11 protein-coding genes and 1 pseudogene are annotated in these 20898 nt (G+C 71.6%); 4 read left to right on the top strand and 8 right to left on the bottom strand.

Going from position 1 to position 20898, the window contains the following annotated elements; genetic code table 11:
• Positions 1–5: 5 nt before the first annotated feature.
• Positions 6–8852 carry a type I polyketide synthase gene (locus JW613_RS21045; RefSeq protein ID WP_209212383.1) on the bottom strand — a complete coding sequence of 2949 codons (8847 nt, stop codon included), beginning with the start codon at positions 8850–8852 and terminating at the stop codon, positions 6–8.
• Positions 8853–9240: 388 nt separating this feature from the next.
• Here JW613_RS21045 and JW613_RS35875 point away from each other — a divergent pair, with 388 nt between their 5' ends.
• On the top strand, positions 9241–9534 hold the full coding sequence (locus tag JW613_RS35875; protein ID WP_307865975.1) for a DUF5988 family protein: 294 nt from the start codon (positions 9241–9243) through the stop codon (positions 9532–9534).
• A 118-nt stretch (positions 9535–9652) separates the two neighbouring features.
• Here JW613_RS35875 and JW613_RS21040 read toward each other — a convergent pair whose 3' ends face one another.
• The 3 genes from JW613_RS21040 to JW613_RS21030 all read right to left on the bottom strand — a co-directional run bounded on the left by JW613_RS21040 (position 9653) and on the right by JW613_RS21030 (position 12226).
• The gene (locus JW613_RS21040) at positions 9653–10420 is read right to left on the bottom strand and encodes a thioesterase II family protein (RefSeq protein ID WP_209212382.1); all 768 of its coding nucleotides are present in this window, start codon (positions 10418–10420) and stop codon (positions 9653–9655) included.
• Positions 10417–11220, bottom strand: coding sequence for an AfsR/SARP family transcriptional regulator (locus JW613_RS21035; protein WP_209212381.1), 804 nt, complete (start codon positions 11218–11220; stop codon positions 10417–10419). Before JW613_RS21035 ends, JW613_RS21040 begins: the two co-directional genes overlap by 4 nt.
• A 358-nt stretch (positions 11221–11578) precedes the next feature.
• Complete coding sequence (locus tag JW613_RS21030) at positions 11579–12226, bottom strand: methyltransferase domain-containing protein (RefSeq protein ID WP_372447971.1); 648 nt, start codon at positions 12224–12226, stop codon at positions 11579–11581.
• 299 nt (positions 12227–12525) lie between these two features.
• Here JW613_RS21030 and JW613_RS21025 point away from each other — a divergent pair, with 299 nt between their 5' ends.
• Together JW613_RS21025 and JW613_RS36420 are read left to right on the top strand one after the other, a co-directional pair.
• Positions 12526–12987 (top strand): GNAT family N-acetyltransferase, encoded by a 462-nt coding sequence (locus JW613_RS21025; protein ID WP_209212380.1) that lies wholly within the window; start codon positions 12526–12528, stop codon positions 12985–12987.
• 105 nt (positions 12988–13092) lie between these two features.
• Entirely contained in the window at positions 13093–14130 is a 1038-nt protein-coding gene (locus JW613_RS36420; protein WP_209212379.1) for a D-alanine--D-alanine ligase family protein, read from the top strand.
• Between the two features lie 136 nt (positions 14131–14266).
• On the opposite strand, the gene JW613_RS21015 is transcribed toward JW613_RS36420, so the two are convergent.
• Both JW613_RS21015 and JW613_RS36825 read right to left on the bottom strand, forming a co-directional pair.
• Positions 14267–15607: a hypothetical protein gene (locus JW613_RS21015; protein ID WP_245226019.1), complete on the bottom strand. Its 1341-nt coding sequence runs from the start codon at positions 15605–15607 to the stop codon at positions 14267–14269.
• Positions 15608–16292: 685 nt separating this feature from the next.
• Positions 16293–16514 (bottom strand): annotated as a pseudogene (locus tag JW613_RS36825) (saccharopine dehydrogenase); the annotation flags it as partial.
• A gap of 354 nt (positions 16515–16868) precedes the next feature.
• On the opposite strand from JW613_RS36825, the gene JW613_RS21010 reads away from it, so the two are divergent.
• Entirely contained in the window at positions 16869–17402 is a 534-nt protein-coding gene (locus JW613_RS21010) for a hypothetical protein (protein ID WP_245226018.1), read from the top strand.
• Between the two features lie 113 nt (positions 17403–17515).
• On the opposite strand, the gene JW613_RS21005 is transcribed toward JW613_RS21010, so the two are convergent.
• On the bottom strand, positions 17516–18184 hold the full coding sequence (locus tag JW613_RS21005) for a lytic polysaccharide monooxygenase auxiliary activity family 9 protein (protein ID WP_209212378.1): 669 nt from the start codon (positions 18182–18184) through the stop codon (positions 17516–17518).
• A gap of 315 nt (positions 18185–18499) precedes the next feature.
• Entirely contained in the window at positions 18500–20839 is a 2340-nt protein-coding gene (locus JW613_RS21000) for a PI-PLC domain-containing protein (RefSeq protein ID WP_209212377.1), read from the bottom strand.
• Between the last annotated feature and the right edge of the window lie 59 nt (positions 20840–20898).

Below are 20898 nucleotides of genomic sequence, written 5' to 3'. Positions count from 1 at the left end.
ACCATTCAGCTCACTCCAAGCTCGTTGTCGATGAAGTCGAGCACCTGGTCGGCGGAGGCGGACCGCAGCCTGTCCGCTGCCTCGTGCGCTGCGTGCTCGTCCCTCGCGGCGCTCCCGCCCCCGGCGCCACCGGGCGCGGCGCGGCTGTCCTTCCAGGTGGCGAGCAGGTCCTCCAGCCGGGCCGTGACGGAGTCGAACTCACCGTCCTCCAGCGCCGCGCCCGCCAGCGTGGACTCAAGCCGGGCCAGCTCGTTCAGCAACGCGTTGCCGGAATCCCGCGCCTGACCGTGCCCCCGCCCTCCGGCCGGTCCGCGGCCCGGCGCCGCCGTACCGTCCGCGCCGTCGGGTGCGAGACGGTGCAGCAGGTCGTCGGCGATGCCCTCGGCCGTGGGATGGCGGAAGACGTATGCGGCGGGCAGGCGCAGCCCGGTGGCGGCGGCGAGCCGGTCGCGCAGCTCGACGGAGGTCAGCGAGGTGAAGCCCAACTCCTTGAACGCCGCGCCCGGGGAGACGGCGGCGGGATCGGCGTGGCCCAGCACGGCTGCCGCATGGCCCCGCACCAGGCCGAGCAGTGTGCGGCGGCGCTCCTCGGGACCGAGCCCGGCGAGCCGCCCCGCCCAGTCGTCCGGGCCACCGCCCGCGCCCGCCGCGGCGCTGCGCCGCCGGGGACCAGCGGGCGCGGCCTGGGCCCGCCCCACGGTGCGGGAGTACGGCGACGCCGGGACGGCAGCAGCCTGCCGGCCGGCGCCCGTGACCAGGAGATGGGAGGCCGGGTGCCGCAGCACGGCGTCGAGCGTCTCCGCCGTTCCGTGTTCCTCGGTGCCGTGCTCGGGGCTCCAGAGCACCGACGTTCCGGGCAGGCCCCGCGCCCGGCGGTGGGCGGCAAGCGCGTCGCAGTACGCACGCACAGCGGCGTGGTCGGCCGCGCCCGCCCGCTCGCCCGCCGCGTGCCGGACGGCCCCGGGTTCGGGCCCCCGCCCGCTCTCGGGCCCTGCTTCGGCTTCGGCTTCGGCTTCGGCTTCGGCTTCGGCTTCGGCTTCGGCTTCGGCTTCGGCTTCGGAGAAGAGTGTGAACCAGCGCAGCGACGGCAACTCCTCGGTTGCCGCGTGCAACTGTGCGGCGACGGTGGCCCGGGCCCGCCAGACCTGCGCCGACGTGCCCTCACGCGCTCCCGCCGCGTGCGCGACCCCGGTCAGCGGACACCCTGGAGCCACACCTGCGACGATCTCGGCCGCCCGGTCCTGCTCGGCCAGATCGGCGGCAACCACCCGGACCGGAACACCCCACTCCTCGATACGGGAGACGAGTTCGGCCGCCCCGGGGGCGTCGGGACCCCGGCGGCTGACCAGGAGCAGCTGCGCCGCCTGCCCGGTACGTGCCAGGTGCTCGGCCAACCGGCCGCCCCAGGCACCCGTACCACCACTGATCAGCACGGTGCCGGGTGATTCCGGTTCCGGTTCTCGTTCCGTGTCCGTGGACGACGACTCCGGCACACCACCGTCGCGTGTCCAGCGCGGCACCAGCACCCGGCCACCGCGTACGGCGAGTTGGGGCTCGCCGCGCGCCACGGCGGCATCCACCACGGCAGGCGGTGCGCCCGCCGACCCCGCCGGTTCGCCGTCCGTCTCCGGGGCCGGGTCGAGATCGATCAGGACGAAGCGGCCCGGATGCCGCGCCTGGACGTGCCGGAGCCGCCCCCAGACCCCGTCCCGCACCGCGTCGGGCGTGGCGCCGCCGCCCTCCGGCACTCCGATGTCGACCGCGCCCCGGGTGAGCAGCACCAATGTGGCGTCGGCGGCGCGGGGTTCGGCCAGCCATTCCCGTACGAGCCCTGCCGCCGCCTCCGCCTCGGCCAGCCTGGAGGAGAAGCCGGTGTACACATCTGCGAGCACGACGGAGGACCCGCCTTCCAGCGCCTCCGCCACCGCGCCGTCTCCGTCGGTGTGTCCGTGGCCGCTGAGCAAGGGCCACTGACCGGTCGGCGCCGCGCCGGGCGCGTCCGCGAAGGCCTCGTGTCCGGTGAGCGCGAGCGGCGTCCAGACCGCGGCGCACAGCCGGGCTCCCCCGGCGCGCCGTCCGGCGGTGCGCACCGCTTCGGCGTCCACCGGGCGCAGCACGACCGACTCCGCTGTCAGCACGGGGTCGCCCACGGCGTCGACGACCTCGACCCGGAGCTCCCGACGGCCGTCGCCCGTATCGGGGGCGAGAGGCGTGAGCCGTACCCGTACGGCGGTGGCCCCGCTCGCCCACAGCGAGACACCCGACCAGGCGAACGGCGTCCACAGCTGCCCCTCGCCCTCCTTGGCGCCGATCCCGTCCAGTACGGCGGGTTGCAGGGCGGCGTCCAACAGCAGGGGGTGGATACCGAACCCGCCGTCGCCGGCGCTCCGCGCCTCGGGCAGCAGTACGTCGGCCAGCAGATCGGGGCCGTGCCGCCACAGTGCGCGCAGTCCTCGGAACGCGGGGCCGTACGTGCAGCCGGCGGCGGCAGCCCGTTCGTAGAAGCCCTCCAGCTCGACGGCTTGAGCATCCGTCGGGGGCCAGGGCCCGTCATCGCGTCCCGGTGGCGGCCCGGCAGGAGCGGTGTGCTGGGCGAGCAGTCCCGTGGCGTGGCAGCTCCAGCTCTCCTCGCCCGCGCGGTCCTGCTCGGCGCGCGAGGAGAGGCGCAGTTCGCGGACACCGTCCGGGCCGGGCGCCTCGACGGACACCTGGAGCAGCAGGCCTCCGCCCGACTGCGGCGGCACGAGGGGTTCGCGCAGGGTCAGCTCCTGAACGTCGCCGCATTCCGCCTCGTCGGCGGCGCGCAGCGCCCACTCCACCAGTGCGGCCGCCGGAACCAACGGCGTGCCCGCTACCTGGTGCCCGGTGAGCCAGTCCCCGGCACCGGCCTGGATACGGCCGGTCAGCACCAGCCCCCCGTCGGCCAGCCGCACCGCTGCGGGCAGCAGCGGGTGTTGCGTACGTCCGAGTCCTGCGGCGTTCAACTCGCCCGCGCCCACGCCCGATCGGAGCCAGTAACTGCGGCGCTGGAAGGCGTAGGTGGGCAGTTCCACGGTGCCCGGGACGGCTCCCGGCTCCGCGTCTGCGCCCGCGTCCGCGCCGGAGCGGAACCACCTCTCCCACTCGATTTCGGCCCCGGCCACGTGGGCCTGTGCGAGGGCACGTGCCAGTTGGGCGGTACCGCCGTCGTCCCTGCGGAGGGTGGGAACAGTGGCGGCTTCACGCTCTGCCTCCTCGAAGCTCTCCTGCATGCCGAGGGTGAGCACCGGGTGCGGGCTGGCCTCGATGAACAGCCGGTGGCCCTCTACCAGCAGGGTCTCGACGGTGTCGGCGAACCGCACCGGGCGACGGAGGTTGGTGATCCAGTACTCGGTATCCAGAGTCGTGGTGTCGATGCGCGCCCCCGTCACCGTCGAGAAGAATGCGACAGACGCGGAACGCGGCTCGATACCCTCCAGCACCCCGCGCAGCTCCTCGGCGATCTCATCGACCTGCGGACCGTGCGAGGCATAATCCACGTCCACCAGCCGCGCCCGCTCCCCCACCGCCTCACACGCCGCCACCACCGCCGCCACCGGCTCCGGCGGCCCGGACACCACCGTGGAAGAAGGACCGTTGACGGCCGCGATCCCGACACCCGGGGCATCGACCACCAGCCGCTCGGCCTGCTCCCTGCCCACCCCGAGCGAGGCCATCGCCCCACCCCCGGCAAGCCGCCGCAACGCACGGCTACGCAGCGCCACGATCCGCGCACCGTCCTCCAACGACAACGCCCCCGCCACACAAGCAGCAGCGATCTCACCCTGGCTGTGACCCACCACCGCCGCGGGCCGCACCCCGAACTCCGCCCACACCGCAGCCAGCGACACCATCACCGCCCACAACACCGGCTGCACCACATCCACCCGCGCCAGCCCAGCGCCGTCACCCCGCAGCACGTCCTCCAACGACCAGTCCACATGCGGCTTCAACGCCAGCTCACACTCCGCCAACCGCGCCGCGAACACCGGTGAAGAATCCACCAGCTCGACACCCATCCCCACCCACTGCGAACCCTGCCCCGGAAACACCAGCACCGGACCCGGTCCCTGGTCGCGTGCTACTGGCCGGCCATGGAACACATCCGGGTGCGGCAGGCCTTCGGCGAGTGCGGTCAGCCCGGCCACCAGCGCCTCCCGGTCCTCGCCAACCGCCACGGCCCGGCGTTCGAAGAGCGTCCGGGTCGTCAGCAGCGACCAGCCGACCTCGGCCACCCCGGCGTGCGGCGAGGCGGAGAGGTGTGTCGCCAGCGCGTCCGCCTGTGCCCGCAGCGCCTCCGGTTCGCGGGCCGAGACGATCCAGGGCACCGGGGTCGGGGGCAGCTCCGGGACCGGGGCCGGAGCAGGGCTGTCGGCGGGCGCCTCCTCGATGATCAGGTGGGCGTTGGTCCCGGAGATCCCGAACGACGAGACGGCAGCCCGGCGCGGGCGCTCTCTCTCCGGCCACTCCACCGGCTCGGTCAGCAGCCGTACCGCGCCCGACTCCCAATCCACGTGCGGCGAAGGCTCATCGATGTGCAACGACGCTGGCAGCACACCGTGCCGCATCGCCTGCACCATCTTGATGACACCCGCAACCCCAGCCGCCGCCTGCGTATGCCCCAGGTTCGATTTCACCGACCCCAACCACAACGGCCGCCCCCCGGACCGCTCCTGCCCATACGTCGCCAACAACGCCTGCGCCTCGATCGGATCGCCCAAAGTCGTGCCCGTGCCATGGGCCTCCACGGCATCGACGTCCGCGGGACCGAGTCCCGCGTTGGCGAGGGCCTGGCGGATCACCCGCTCCTGCGACGGACCGTTCGGCGCCGTCAGCCCGTTGCTGGCGCCGTCCTGGTTGACGGCGGAACCGCGGACGACCGCGAGCACCCGATGCCCGTTGCGCCGCGCGTCCGACAGCCGCTCCAGCACCACCAGGCCCACACCCTCGGCCCAGCCGGTGCCGTCGGCCGCCGCAGCGAACGCCTTGCACCGCCCGTCCGGCGCCAGGCCCCGCTGCCGCGAGAACTCGGTGAACATGCCGGGGCCCGCCAGCACGGTGACGCCTCCGGCGAGGGCCAGGGAGGACTCGCCCTGGCGCAGCGACTGGCAGGCCAGGTGGATGGCGGTCAGCGATGAGGAGCAGGCCGTGTCCACCGTCACCGCCGGGCCCTCCAGCCCGAGGGTGAAGGCCACCCGCCCCGCGGCGACGCTGGGGGTGGTGCCGGTCATTAGCTGGCCCTCCAGTCCGTCGACCGGCTCGTGCAGCCGGGGGCCGTAGTCCTGTGCGGTGAGCCCCACGAACACACCTGTCGGGCTGTGCCGGAGCGTGTCGCAGACGATCCCGGAGCGCTCCAGCGCCTCCCAGGCCGCTTCCAGCACCAGCCGCTGCTGGGGGTCCATGGCCAGCGCCTCGCGGGGGCTGATCCCGAAGAACTCCGCGTCGAACGCGTCCGCGTCGTGCAGGAATCCGCCTTGGCGTGCGTAGCTCGTGCCGGGGTTGTCGGGGTCCGGGTCGTAGAGCCCGGCCATGTCCCAGCCGCGTCCCTCGGGGAAGCCGCCGATCGCGTCCACGCCCTGCGCCACCAGGTCCCACAGTTGCTCAGGGGTGTCGGCGCCGCCGGGGTAGCGGCAGCTCATCCCGATGATGGCGAGCGGTTCGTCGGTGGCGCCGCGCGGGCGTGGGTCCGCGGTGGGGGCGGGGGTTCCGGCGGCCAGTGCATCCAGGTGGCGGGCCGCGGCCCTGGGCGTGGGGTGGTCGTAGCTGAGGGTGGCGGGTACGGGTAGCCCGGTGGCATCGCTCAGCCGTTCGCCGAGTTCGGTGGCGCCGAGCGAGTCCATGCCGAGCTGTTTGAAGGTGAGCGCGGGGTCGACGGCATCGGCCGAGGCGTAACCGAGCACCAGCGCGGTGTGCGTGCGTACGGTCTCCAGCAGGTCGTGCGCGGACGGTTGCGGCACGGGCTCGTCGGCCGGCCGTTCCCGCCGCTCGCCCGCCGAGCCCGGGGCGTCGGCCGAGCCCGCCGCGTCCGTCACGTCGGTCACATCCGCGGCGTCCGCCGCGTCCGCCGAGGTACGGGGCCTGTTCTCGTGGGCCGGTGCATCTTCCGCTCGCTCGGGCCAGTAGCGCTCGCGCTGGAAGGCGTAGGTGGGCAGCTCGACCCGGCGGCCGCGTCCGCCCAGGACCCGCTCCCAGGACACATCCGCGCCGCGAACGTACGCCTGGGCCAGCGCGGTCAGGAGAGTGTGTGTCTCGGATCGGTTTCGGCGCAGCACGGCCACTGCGGTGCCGGCACCGGCGCCTGCCGTGGCGCGTGCCGTGAGGCATTCGCGGGCCATGGCGGCGAGGGCCGCGTCTGGGCCGAGTTCCACGAAGGTGTCGGCCCCCGCGTCGCACAGTGCGTGCATGCCGTCGAGAAAGCGCACGGTGTTCCTGGCGTGCGCGGCCCAGTAGTCGGGCGAGGCGAGCGTCGAGGGATCGACGAGGGCGCCGGTCACGTTGGAGACGAGGGGAACGGCGGGCTCCGCGAACGTCAGGTTCGCGGCGACGGCACGCAGTTCGTCGAGCACCGTGTCCATGTGCGGGGAGTGGAAGGCGTGGCTGGTGCGCAGGTGGCTGACCTTGCGGCCACGCGCCCGCCACGCCTCGGCAGCCTCCTGCACGGCTTGCTCGTCGCCGGACAGCACGATGGAGCCCGGGCCGTTGACGGCGGCGAGCGCCAGCCTGTTCTCGTGTCCTGCCAGCAGCTGCTCGACGGCTTCGTCCTCGGTGGCCTGGAGCGCGACCATCGCGCCGGGTGCGGTGACGGTCTGCATGAGCCGTCCGCGTGCCGCCACGAGCGCGCAGGCGTCGGGCAGCGACAGGGCTCCCGCCACATGTGCCGCGGCGATCTCGCCGACCGAGTGGCCCATCAGATGGTCGGCGCGCAGCCCGAAGGAGGTGACGAGACGGTAGAGGGCGACCTCGACGGCGAAGAGGGCGGGCTGCGCATAGCAGGTCCGGTCGAGTGGCGAGTCCTGGTCGTCGCCGAGGACGACTTCGTGCAGCGGGCGTTCGAGGTGCGGGTCGAGGCAGGCGAACGCCTCGTCGAGGGCGTCGGCGAAGACGGGGTGCGCCGCATGGAGTTGACGTCCCATGGCGAGCCGCTGGCTGCCCTGGCCGCTGAAGAGGAAGGCGACGCTGCCGCCGGTGACCTCGCCGGTCACGGTTCCGGGGACGGAGTGGTCCGCCGCTGCCAGCGCGTCGAGCCGGTCCAGCAGTTCGGTGGTGTCAGTGCCGAGGGCGACGGCGCGGTGCGGGTGGGCCGTGCGGGTGGTGGCGAGGGAGTACGCGTAGTCCGCGGGGTCGGGCGCGGGCCGGGCCGCGACGTGGGCGCGCAACCGCTCGGCCTGGGCGCGGAGAGCGGCCCGGCTCTTGCCGGACAGCGGCCAGGGAATGGTGTCCCCGGGTGTGGGGCCCGACTCGGGAGGGGCCGGGGGCGCGGACTGGGCGGGTGTCGGGTCGGAGGCGGGCGAGACGGTCCTCGGCGCCACGGGCGAGGGCGCGACGGAGGAGGACGCCACGGGCGAGGGCGCCTCGGCGAGCACCAGGTGGCAGTTGGTGCCGCCCATGCCGAACGAGCTGACGCCGGCCACCTTCCGCCGCTCGGGGTGCGGCCATGGAGCGAGTGTGTCCTGGACCCGCAGCCCGAGGTCCGCGAGGGGGATGCGGGGGTTGGGGGTGGCGTAGTTGAGGCTGGGCGGCAGCTCGCCGTAGGCGATGCTCAGCGCGGCCTTGAGCAGTCCCGCCACGCCGGAGGCGCCTTCCAGGTGCCCGATGTTGGTCTTGGCGGAGCCGACCAGCAGCGGCTCGTCCTGCGGGCGTCCGCCGCCCGAACCGAGCGCCGCGCCCAGGGCCGCGGCTTCGATCGGGTCGCCGACGCGGGTGCCCGTACCGTGCAGCTCGACGTACTGCACCTCGGCGGGTGTACGCCCCGCCCGCCGGTGGGCGAGCCGGATCACGGCCTCCTGGGCCTCGGCGCTGGGGACGGTGAGCCCGTCGGTCGCACCGTCGTTGTTGAACGCGCCGCCCTCGATCACGCAGTGGACGCGATCGCCGTCGCGCAGGGCGTCGTCCAGGGGTTTGAGCAGCACGGTGACGCCGCCCTCGCCGCGGACGAATCCGTTGGCGCGGGCGTCGAAGGTGTAGCAGCGGTCGTCGGGTGAGAGCCCGCCGAAGTGCTCGGTGGCGGTCGTGCTGGCGTCGCCGAGCACGAGGTTCACGCCACCGGCGAGGGCGAGTCGGCACTCGTCGTGGCGCAGGCTCTCGCACGCGAGGTGCACGGCGGCCAGCGAGGAGGCCTGCGCCGCGTCGATGGTCAGACTCGGCCCGCGCAGGCCGAGGGTGTACGAGAGCCGGTTGGCGATGATGCTCCGGTGCACTCCCGTCATGGTGTGCCGGGTCTGCGCCGCCGGGCCGTGGGCCCGTAGCAGATGGGCGTAGTCGTCCCAGATGGCGCCGACGAAGACTCCGGTGTCGGAGCCGTGCAGGGCGGGGGCCGGGATCCCGGCGTCCTCCATCGCCTCCCAGCCCAGTTCGAGCATGAGCCGCTGTTGGGGGTCCATGGCCAGGGCTTCGCGGGGCGAGACGCCGAAGAAGCGCGCGTCGAACGCGTCCACCCGGTCGAGGAAGCCGCCGTGCCGACCGGACGGCGGCTCGTGCGTGGCGGCACGGCGATCCGCCGGCATCGGGGCGATGGCGCTGCGGCCGTCGCGCAGCAGCCGCCAGTAGGCTGACGGGCTGTCAGCGCGGGGCAGCCGACAGGCCAGTCCCACGACCGCGATGGAAGTAGCAGGCATCGCACCTCACGCCAGAGTCGAACGTATGGTTCACCAGGGCGTTCATCCTCAGCAGCGGATCAAAGCTAGTTCTAAAGCGGCACCAAAAAATGCCCTTGGCACACGCCGTCGCCTCCGCTGAAAAGCAGGGATGAGCAGCACGCATACAGTTCGCGACCGGGTCCGTGTGCACCTGCTCGGGAACGTTGCGGGGGTGGCGTCGTTGACGCCGGTCTGTACAGTGCTCATGGGGAGTCGAGTGTTTACCCCTCCTACGGCAAGAGCAGATTCGACACCGTATAGCCGACGCGTTGGGAGCCGTGGCCGCGGCGGCGGAGAAGTCGGCGGGCAAGAAGGCCCGAGGCGTCATCCAGCACGGCCACGAGAGGCGCGGTAGCCGCCCGTCGGCATGCCCTCGCACGGGCCACTCAGCCACGGACCATTCACGGACACTTTCCTTGGGAGGCAGTACATGCAGGAAAATAAACGTCCGTCACATGACGGGGGAAAGATAGACGTCCTGTTGGAGGGCGGCCCTGCCGGAATGCCGAATGCGGTACAGGCCGAGCGTTCCACCGTGGTCGACAGGAAGCTCAAGATCCCGTACTGCGGTGGATATGAGCACTTCGAACTCGTCGGCGATTCCGGGGACCTTTCCCGGGTCATCTTCAGGTGGACTATGCGCACCAGGATCGCCGAATAGCGGGAGCATCTGCTGCAGCGTTCGGTGAACGCACGAACGAACGCGCGCCAGATGGGAACATCTGGCGCGCGGCCGTTGCGAAACCGCTCCCGATCGCCCGGGGAGAACGGTTGGTTGTTCAACTGCCGACGGCTGTGAGCTGTTCGCCGACGAAGTCCATGACGTCTCGGCTCCTGTCCACGAGGTAGAAGTGGCCGCCGGGATGCACCCGCAGGTCGAACGTGCCCGAGGTGTGCCCGGCCCAGGCACGGGCCTCGTCCGTGGTCACCTTGCCGTCCTGGTCCCCGATGAGCGCGACGACCGGACAGCTCACCGCGCGGCCGGGCTCGTGGCGGTACCGCTCCACCGCGGCGTAGTCGCTGCGCACCGCGGGGAGGATCATCTCCAGCACCTCCGGATCGTCGAGCAGGTCCGACTCGGTGCCGCTGAGCTGCTGGAGTTCCGCGATGACCCCGTTGTCGTCGCGCTCGTGCACCCGTTCCTCGCGATAGGTGGACGGCGCCCTTCTCCCTGAGACGAAGAGCCGGGTGAGGGCCGGCGCCCCGTCCGCTTCGAGCCTGAGTGCCACCTCGTAGGCGACCATGGCCCCCATGCTGTGCCCGAAGAACGCCAACGGGCGCTCGGCCAGCGGTCGGACGGCCTCCGCCACCAGGTCGGCCAGCTTCTGGATGCTGTCGACGCAGGGCTCGGCGCGGCGGTCCTGCCGCCCCGGGTACTGCACCGCCGAGACATCGACGTCCGGGGCGAGATGGGCGGAGACCGGGAAGTAGAAGCTCGCGGAGCCCCCGGCGTGCGGGAAGCAGACGAGCTGCACGGCGCCCTCGCGGGCCTGGTGGTAGCGCCGGATCCACAGGTCCCGGTCCTCTTGAGTGAGCTGCGGATTCACGACACTCCCCCGGTCACGGTCGAGTCGCGGTGCGGCAGCACCAGACGGCTGTCGGCCGTCAGGATCGCGTGCTGCATGTCCTGGAGTGCGCGGCCGGGCTCCAGCCCCAGCTCGTCGTTGAGCATGCGGCGGGCCCGCTGGTACACCTGCAACGCGTCGGCCTGGCGGTCGCTGCGGTGCAGTGCCAGCATCAGCTGGCGGTGGAACGCCTCCCGCAGGGGGTGTTCGGTGCTGAGCCAGTACAGGTCGCTGATGAGTTCGCGGTGCCGGCCCAGGGCCAGGCGCGCGTCCATCAGCATCTCCATGCATTCGAGCCAGGTCTCGTTGAGCCAGGTCTGGAATCCCTGGAGTATCGGCCCTCGGCACGCGCCGTCGAGCAGCGGGCCGCGGCACAGGCTCAGCGCATTTTCCAGACTTCGGGTCGCCTCCTCGTACTCCTGCGAACGGTAATACCCTCTGCCGTCCCTCACCAATTTGTCGAAGGTGCGAAGATCGAGCCCGTCCGACCCCAGACTCAACATGTAGCCCGAGGGTTTTGTGAGAACCGGCCCCTCCTTCCTTTCTTTTCCGTCCGGGCGGTTCAGGAATTTCCGCACCTGCGAAACGTAGACGTGGAGCCCCGCGATGACTCGGCGGGGTGGCTCCTCTCCCCATATCTCTCGAATGAGCTGGTCGACGGTGACCACCTGGTTGGATCTAACGAGAAGAACAGCGAGCAGAATTTCGACCTTCTGAGCCTTGATCGTTGTTTTACGTTCTCCGTCAACGACACGAAGCGGACCCATGATCTCGTATCGCACGCGTGAACCCCCGTCACTGGGTTGAAGTGCTCCTTGGTCGTAGCCTTCCGATCCGGCCTCTAGGGCCCGTAAGGGTCCCGGCTGGAAGGTGGTCCAGGCCATCGACAAAGCCAAACAAAAGTGGACTGCGGACGTCAACGGTCGTAATCAGTCGCACCGTAAGTGATTGTTAAGTGCAGGCAAACGAAAGACGGCACTGGCGGTTCCACGGCACAACAGGGGGAGCCACGGAAACCAGCGCAACGGAAGTTACTCAAGTAACGTGGGCGAGCTGGCCGAAAACAGACGCTCTCTGATCCCAACTTAACGGAATATACCGTTCAGCCCACAGGCCATTGCCGCAGAGCTAACAGGATATTCACGGCCACTCGCGCGGCGATGGAGGCCCGGGGCCGGGCCGCAGCCGTGCGGGCGGCGGCCGGCACCGCCGGGGCGGCGGCAAGGCCCACGCCGCGTCGGCGAGTTGGTCGGCGGCGGTCAGGCGCAGCAGGTTCAGCCGCGCTTCGATCTGGTCGATCATTCGACTCATGGTCTGCTCATGGCGCTCGGTGAGGACCGTGCGCAGACCAGCGGCCTCGAAGGTCGCCTCGTACTCGGCCTGCGAGCGGGCGTCGGCGATGCAGGCGATACGGGCGGCCGGACCCGTCAGTTCCGGCGGGAGCCGGTCGGTGCCGACGGTGACGCCCGTGAGGCCCACCCGGCCGCCGGGTGGGAGAACGCGCGCGAACTCGGCGGCGGCGCGGGGCTCGTCGGGGAAGGTGCACAGGGCGCATTCGCGCACCACCGCGCCGAAGACGCCGTCCGGGAAGGGCAGGCGCTCGGCGTCGCCGGTGGTCAAGCCGGTCCGAGCGGCCGGTCCGGCGGCGGAGGCGGCTGCCTGCGCGAGGGCGCCGACGCCGACCGCTTCTTCACCGGCGCCCGCCCTGGGCCCGGCGTTCCGCTTCGGCCCTGATCGCCGACAGGGACGCGGCCACGGTGCTCTCCCACCGTGCGGCCACCTGCGCACTCCACCACTGGCCTGGCGAGGCGGAAGTCGATGCGCTCGGGCGGGGTGAGGCGCACCGTCTCCACCGCCACCGCGGTCAGCCGCCCGCCCGCGATCGGAGTGAAACGTGCGGCCAGGACCAGGTCGCTGCCGCGCTCACGGATGTTCAGCTTCTCCCCCACGGCCCTCGGCGTGCGCTTCAGACAGGGCCCGGAGACCACCTCGAAGACCATCTCCCTCTCTTCACACGGACTCTCTCTACTTGGACCAGCCAAGTATCCACTTGGAAAAACCAACCACCATCGCTACGCTGCCTCGTCATGACCTCTTGCTGGAAAGACGGCTACGAGCTCTCCACGGACCCGGACCGTCTCGACATCGACCTGGTACATCACTGGCTTTCGACCGACGCGTACTGGGCGCTGGGCCTCAGCCGGGAAACGGTCGAGCGCTCGGTGCGCGGCTCCCTCAACTTCGGGCTCTACGATGTCTCCTGCTCCGGGACCGACAGCGCCGGTACCGCCGGCTCCCAGGTCGCCTACGCGCGGGTGGTGACCGACCGCGCCACCTTCGCCTGGCTCTGCGACGTCTACGTCGCTCCCGCGCACCGCGGCAAAGGACTCGGCACTCGGCTGGCCGGTGCTGTTCGCGACCACCTTGCTCTTTACCGGCTCAGGCGTGTCCTGCTCGCCACTCTCGACGCCCACGGCGTCTACTCCAAGGTCGGCTTCGTGCCGCTACCGGATCCCGAACACGTGATGCTCCTGAGCCCGACATCCTGATCCGGCACCCGGGCTGACAGGTCGTTACATCGAAGTACGAGGCTGGGCCGGCCGATGCTGCGCTGCGGGCGCCGGCCGGCCCGGTGAGGGTGGAGGAATCCCCGGATGCGTGTTGTTGTCCTTTGCGGTGGAGAGAGCCCGGAGCGGGAAGTGTCCCTGGCCTCGGGGTGGTCGGTTGCCGGGGCTCTGCTCGAACGGGAGCACGAGGTGGTACTGGTCGACCCGGCCGCAGCCGCACCGGTCCTCGCAGGGCCGCTGCACCCGGGTGCTGTGATCGACGGGGCAGCGGTCGGGACGGAGCCGCCGCCCCTCTCGGACCGGCGTCGGCTGCGATCACGGATGCATGCCGCGTTGACCGGTGGTCCGGTGCTGGAACTGCTGTGCGACGCGGATCTGGTCTTCCTGGCGCTGCACGGCGGCTGGGGCGAGGACGGTCATGTGCAGGCGCTGCTGGAGATGGCCGGTCTGCGGTTCACCGGTGCGGACAGCGCAGCGTGTGCGGCGGCGTGGCACAAGGGGCGGGCGCAAGCGGTGCTGGACGCGGCAGGTCTGCCGGTGGTCGAGCGGGTGCTGTGGCGCCCCGGTACGGGCGAGGTACCGGAGGGCGTGAAACGGCTGGTGGCGGCCGGGCCGGTGGTGACCAAGCCGGTCGCGGACGGCTCGAGCGTGTCGGTCCACCACGTCGACTCCCTGTCGCAGCTGGAGGACGTCGCGGCGGAGGCGGGTTCCGGGGGTGCCGAGCTGCTGGTGGAGCCGTTCCTGCCGGGCCGGGAGTTCACCGTGGCCATGGTCGGCGAGCAACTGCTTCCCGTGGTCGAGATCGAGCTGACGACGCCGTTGTTCGACTATGCGGCCAAGTACCAGCCGGGGGCGGTCGGCGAAGTCTGCCCGGCCCGGGTCCCGGACGACTTCGCTCGTCGGCTTCAGGAGCTGGCTCTGCGCGCCCACCGGGCGCTGGGATTCGGCCCTGACACCTATGCGCGGACCGACTTCCGCTGCGACGGTGACGGAGCGCCGATGTGCCTGGAGGTGAACGCGCTCCCGGGACTGACAGCGGCGAGCCTGCTGCCATGCGCCGCGACCGGCGCCGGCTGGACCTACCCGGACCTGATCGGACGCATCATGGATCTGTCGACCCGCTGAGCCCGCACGAGGCGGAACGGCCGGCCGGCAGCCGTCGCCCCCGCACTGACACCCGGCCGTCGGGCCGGTCCGCTGGTGGTGTGCTCGTCCCCGAGGACGAGCAGAAGGTCCGGTCCCGCACCGGCTGAGTCCCCGCTCAGGCGCTGCCCGCGGCGGGTTCTGTGGAGCTCGACTCCTGCTGGGCACGGGCCTCCTGGGCGGCGCGCCGGTGCTGGCGTTGGCGCTCGCGTTTGCTGTAGGCGGCTTCGCGGACGGCGTTCTCGTCGGAGAGGCCGGAGCCGAGCGCACCGGCGAGGGTGCCCAGACAGGCGGCGAGCCAGGCGACGGTGACCAGGTCGGACGCTCCCGCCGGATGATGCAGGACGCTGCTCAGGTAATTGAACGGCACGACGACCAGTGCGGCCAGGAATGTGGCGGTGAGCAAGAGCAGGAACATGTAGACCACCCCGCAGGTGATGGTGACCAGCGTTGCCGCGTTGTACAGCGCGGACAGCAGTCGCAGCCGACGGTCCGGTGAGCGTTCCCACAGCCCGTTGGCCAGGATGAGCCAGGCGATCATGGCGCCGATGGCGAGGGCGTTGACACCCGCGAGACGGAGGGTGCTGGAGACGTCGGCCAGCTGCCAGATGCTGGAGTAGAAGATGCCGAAGGCGGCACCGGCCACGGCGGCCGCCAACGCGGGCGACAGCGACGGGACCAGCCGCCAGGGACGGTTCGCGCGCACCATGCCCGCCAGCAACCGGCCCTTCCCGCGCCAGCCGGGCAGGGCGTAGTGCAGACCGACTCCGTCGAGGCGCACATTGGCGTCCACCGCACGCTGATCCTGTTGCTCCTCACGTTCCCGGCCGGCCTCGCGTTCATCGATCAACCGGTAGCGGCCCGAGGGCAGGGCCGCCCGCATCGTTTCGCCGGTCGTATGCCGGCCCGCGTCCTGTTCACCGCTGAGGCAGCCGGTCACCAGGTGGACGAGTACGGCCCGCATGCGGTGGCGCAGCCGACTCGCACCCAACGCGGGGAGCGATACCAGGCCCACACCGTGCTCGGGGGCGCAGTCGGCGAGGATGGGCAACTTGCCCGCCCGGCGCGGCAGCTCGGTGAGAACCACCACCACGTCCCAGCCGCGGGCCCGGCGCTGGTCCCGCGCGATGTCGAGCAGGCGCAGACAACCCTCCGCGTCCAGTGGCAGGAACTCTGTGATCACCTCCACCTTCCAGCCGCCGTCCGACCGGCTGTGACTGCCGTCGGCCTCTTCCAGGGCGGCAGGCAGATCATCGGCCAGTCGGCGTGCGGTTTCGTCTGCCATGCCCGGCTCGACGATCAGCCCCAGCACCCGGGCCCGATCTTCCTGCCCCGTGGCAGGGTTCTGCTCGCGAAAGGTCGCCTTCCCCTCGGCCACAGTCACGTCCTTCCTGGTGGCTCCCGCCTCGGCGCGATGATCGTCTCCGCCGTCGACGATGCGAAGGCGGCGCGCGGCCATCGGGTGGCTTTCTTGCCGAATCGCAAACGTCCAGCCGCACTGCCCGGATCGGCGGCCGACCCGGCACCGCAAACCGCACTTGCGCCAGGCGCTGGACGTCGCTCCCCACAGCGGGTGGTGCCGCAGTCGGCCCAAGGCCTGGCCGATGTGCCCGCTTGCGGGAAGATCGGCCAGAAGACGTGCTCGCCACCGCGGCGGTCGGCGGGTCGGGCCTGTCCAGCCGCCAGGGCTCGCGCCCCGCCCGTCGGGCCGGGTCGGCCCCTGGGCGTCCGGTGCCCTGGGCTCGGACATCAGGCCGCTGCTGCCCGAAGTCGAGCGGCGGGTCCGGCCCGCCGCCGCCCGGTCGTGCCGGAGCTGCGTGGCCGCGTTCAGCGCCGGCCCGGCAGCGATGAACTCGAACAGTGCCCGGTCGATGCCGGACCCGGCGTGGAGTTCGCCGTTCTCCACCGCCGCGTCAGGTCCGCCCGCAACTGCTCCCGCCAGCGCGACCACACCTCGGCCACCGCGTCGCGGACCCGGCCGGCGTCGGTCGCCTGACGGCGACACCCTGTGGGCGTGGAATTCGGTGTGTGGCCGTTCGGCGGACGTCGTGACGCCTTGGTGCGTTCCGAGCCAGTGGGTCAGGCGTTCTGCTTCTGCGGGTGCAGGTCGAGAGCGACATGCGGGGCGGGTGCGTGCAGGAAGTCCCGCCGGCCGTGGCCCGGCGTTCGGCTCCCCCGGAGCGCACGACCACGTCGACGAGGAAGGTCTGGTCGGAGCGCCCGCTCCCGTCGGCGGCGGTCGGGGCCGGTGTGTGGGGAGCGGCGACGTCGCGGGCCGCCTCGGCGCTCATGTAGGTGGTCACGTCGGGGATGGACAGATGCTGGGGGACGGTGACGACGTCCGCCATCGTGAACTCCCCGATCACCTACCGCCGCACCTTCCGCCCCTGGAACCCGGGGCTCAAGGGCCGGCCCTGGTGACTGCCGCCGGAGGACCGCGTGCTCCTGGTCGCCGCCTACTGGCGGAGAACCGAAGTCGGCCGACGACCGCATCATGGCCACACCGCCGCGAAAAGGCCCCGGCCGAACTCCCCGCCCGGAAAGAGGGGCACAACGCCTCTCAACGGAAAGTCCGCGCCCGCCCCACGGCGGCCCCTTCCCCATGACGTGCCCAACGAGCCGCTTCCACAACGGTCAGGGACCGCAGAGGCCTTCTGCCGGCTCCTCCCAGGACAAGGCTCGGTGGGCCGGCCGCACGGAGCGCCGTTGAGAATGCTCGTATGACCGAACTTGTTGAGATGTCGCCGGGAGGGCTGCCGGCGTCCGTGGCCGCCGGTGAACTGCTCGCGCTCGGCGCCGGGTACCACTCACGTGCCGTGAGGCCGCTGGGCACGCACGAGACAGCGGGGCACCTGGTGAAGGTGTACGCGATCGAGGCGCCCGGACGCACGGTGGCCGAGCGGGAGAAGTCCGCGGCGCTGCGGCTTGCCGGGGACCACTTGGCGGCGGGCGGCGCACGCGGTTCTCTCGGGCTCGCCGTGTTGCTGGTGCATGCCGGGGGTGACGGCGACTACGTGCTCGTCCACACCTGGATCGAGGGGTACATGTCGGATCTGGCGGTGTTCACCGGTCCGGCCGGGGCCCCCGATCAGCTGCGGCCGGGGCGGCAGGGCCTGGCACCGTGCGTATGGGAGGCAGCCGTGCTGGCGCACGAGCGGAACGCGTTTAGCACTCATGTGCTGAACGGGGACGGTGAGCTCGCCGAACGGCTGACGGTGTGGGGCGGTGATGTGCTGCGGGGACAGGTGCGGTGACGGACTCGGGTCCGGGGCCACCATCGAAAGGGCTGCGGGCAGCCGGCCTTCTCACGGCCGACTGCCCGCGCTGAGCGACGCGTTCCGGTGAGAACACGTTTATGTTCGACCGGTCAGCCGAAGTTCACGTCACTGCACAGGTAGTACGTCTGATCCATGTGCGAGGCCTTCCAGATCGTGTAGACGACATGGCGGCCGTCGTAGCCGGACGTGCTGACCGGGATCGAGTAGGTGTTGGCAGGCGCGTAGCTGCCCGTCTCCGCGACGAGTTCCAGATCGTCCCAGCCGATGGCCTGCGTGGTGGGGTCGAAGCCCTGCTTGGTGACGTACACCTGGAAGTAGTCCGCGCCGTGGCTGGCCTGGTCGTACAGCTCCACGGTGAAGTCGTCCGTCACATCCGTGGTCTTCCACGCACCCACGGCGTCCAGGGAGTTGTAGCGGCCTCCCTCCGTCTGACCACCGCTGCACAGCTGGCCGTCCGGGATGGCGCCCTGGTGATCGCCGCCGACCCCGTTGCGGTAGAGGCCGTTCCAGTTCCACATGGCGTTGGGGTCGTCCTGCCACGCCTGCCAGCACATGGGGTCTTCCGTGGCCATGTCCGGGTTCAGATGGTCGTCGCCCCACCGTTCCCAGCAGCCGTAGTTGCGGGACGCCGGGTCGACGACCGAGCCATGGGCGGATGCGCCCTGCGCCCACGGGAGCAGGAACAGCATGGCGGCGGCCAGCAGGACCACTGCGCGCACTGCGTGGCGGGGGGAGCTGCCTGATACATGGGATTGCATGTCGTGATCTCCGTCCTCCGAGACGAGGTTCCGGGACCGGGAGCACCCCTTCCGGTTTGGGAGCGCTCCCATTTGACGGTGCAACAGATTGGTTGCCCCGATGTCATCGCCGTAAAACCCACCGGAGTCGGACCGACCACAATTCAGGCCACCACCTGCGCTCGGCCCCCCTCGTCCCCGCGACCCTGACCGAGCGGCGGGCGCGCCGGAGACCGGAGGTCGGCCCTTACGGGCGGGAGCGCTCCCGCAGTTCGGCTCAGCTCGGCCCGGATTTGTGGAGCGACCCGGGTCGGCGATGCGGACGCGTCGGGACTCTCAGGGGTTCCGAGCGGCGTTGAGCGTGTCCACGGCCGCCGCGGCGTCACCGAGGTTGGCGAAGTCCACGGCGACGAAGTTCACCGGGTGGCCGCGTGCGGCCTCGCACTTTTGGGCGCGGTCCACGACGAAGTCCTTCGCGTTGACCTCCCTCGCGTCGATCCTGCTGCCCCCGCCGCTGGTGACGAAGTGGTTCATCAGGAAGAGCCGTTTGCCGGTCCCGCCGCGGTTGGGCTCGCAGGTCATCTCCTCCGGGGTGGAGAAGGCGTAGGGCGTCTCCATGCCGTACCGGTAGAAGTTGCGGTACCAGGGGGCCGGGCCGTCGGCGTGCTCGGCGAAGACGACCAGGCGCTTGTTGTCCTCGACCATCTTCCCCAGCGTCGGCCACTGCGCCTTCGGGTCGTCGTCGGGGGTGTACAGCAGGCGGTCCAGACCGGCCTTCCGGAACGCGGCCCTGGTCCGCTCGCCGGAGATCCCGTCCTGGACGATCAGCGTCACGACCTCGCCCGGGTGCTCGTCGAGCCAGGTCCCGATGTCGCGCAGCGTCTCGACGAGCGGGATCGCCCCGCCCCGGCAGACGGCGTGGCACAGCCACAGCCCTGGCCGCGACGGCTGTGCCTTGTCGATCAGGCCAGTGATCCGCTCCCTCATCTCCGGCGCGAACTCGGACACCTTCAGCCGCTGCGCTATCTGGTCGGGCCGCTCCCAGGTATGGGTGTCCACCAGCAGCGCCCGGGCGCCGTTGTCGAGCTGTGCGGTGATGTCACCGTCCTGGAGCGGGCTGATGAAGCGGTCGGCGGTCGTCGACATCGCGTTGTGGGTGGCGACGTAGGCGGCCTGGTCGTAGCGCAGCTCGCACAGCTGGGCGGAGCCGTTGCAGTAGGTCTCCTCCGAACCGCTCGCGGCCGCCGGAACGAACGTGACGCCCAGCACGACCGCGGTGGTGGTGACCGCCGACATGCCGGCCAGCAGCTTGGTACGGCCCTTGGCTGTCAGCGACCGCGCCGCCCTCGGCCGCCGCCGCACGAAGGAGAGGGCCACCAGGAACAGCCCGAAGGCCAGCGGGGTGAGTGCGGCCGAGACGCCCGCGGTGGTGAGAGTCTGCAGCGCGGTGCGCTCCAGGTCCTCCACCAGGGCGGCGAGGGCCGGCGGCCACGAGCCGGGCGCCCTCCCCCACAGGCCGTCCGCCTCCCACTGGACGATCCGGAAGAAGGCGGCCGTCAGCACACCGCCCGCGGCGAGGCTCCAACCGACGGCGCGCAGCCTCCTCAACCGGCGGCGCGGTCCGGTGAGCCACAGAAACGCGAAGGAAGCGGCGCCGACGATCACGGCGAGGCTGTAGACCCATCCCAGGGCGAGCCGGGTGATGCCGCGGGCATACTCCAGGGCCCCGGTGCGCACACCGGTGCTCTCCAGGTCCTCCACGACGTTCCACCGGCCGCCCTCGGTGATGCGCAGCAGTTCCTGTTCGCCCTCCTCGGCGCCGGTGCCCGCTCGGCCGCCGATCAGCTGCGGTCCGACCGCAGCCAGTGCCGTCGCCACGTCACCCACCGCGAGCGCCCCTTCGACCTGCGGCCTGAGCGCCGCGCGTTCGCCCTTGGGGACGCCGGACAGCAGCAGCCTGGCGACATCCTTCACGGCCCGGTCGCTCAGGTCGACAGTGGGAAGATCCGCGGGGCGCCGTCCGGCAGCGACATCGTCCACCGCCTCCTCGATGCGCTTGACGGCTACCGAAAGGTCGGCCTTCTCCCGGCCCTGCGCCTGGGAGACCAGACCGCCGAGGTACACCTCCGCAAGCTTGTCCACGTTGGCCAGTACGGGGGTGAGGTCGACCGAGACGGCCAGGGTGTCCGTCTCACCCCGGAGATAGCGGGTGACGGCTCCGATCTGCTCGTCGGTGAGTTCACGTACGGTCGCGGGCGGCAGCACCGTCTTCAGATTCGCCGTCACCACCGACTCCGGTACCGGGAGACGGGCCAGCAGGCTCCGCGTGACCGGTTGGGCCTCCGGGGAGACGAGCACCTCGTCGTAGAGCCGGTGGTACGCCCGCTCGTCGTCCAGTACGTGCTGGTAGAAGCCACGGTCCAGGACCGTGTTGCGCAACGTACCGATCGTCGCCAGCACCGTTACGCACAGGGCCGCCAATACCGCCGCCACGGGGCGCACCAGGCGGACCCACCGCGATCGGGTCCAGGTGGGGTGGCGGGAGGGGGCGTCCGGCGGGCCGGGCACGGGCTCCGGCGCGCCGTCCTCGCGCTGCGGTTCCGCGCGTTCCGGTTCCTCGCGCCGTGGTCCCTCGCGTTCCGGGTCAGGGACACCGTCGTTCGTGTTCCGTGACACCCGTACTCCCGTGGTCGTGTGCAGTTCGTGTCGGTCGGTGCGCCGGTCGGTGGCCTGCG

Source organism: Streptomyces smyrnaeus, assembly GCF_017676345.1.
Classification (GTDB): Bacteria; Actinomycetota; Actinomycetes; order Streptomycetales; family Streptomycetaceae; genus Streptomyces; species Streptomyces smyrnaeus.
Note: the sequence above shows the minus strand (reverse complement) of the source record. Positions and strands in the feature narration are given on the sequence as shown.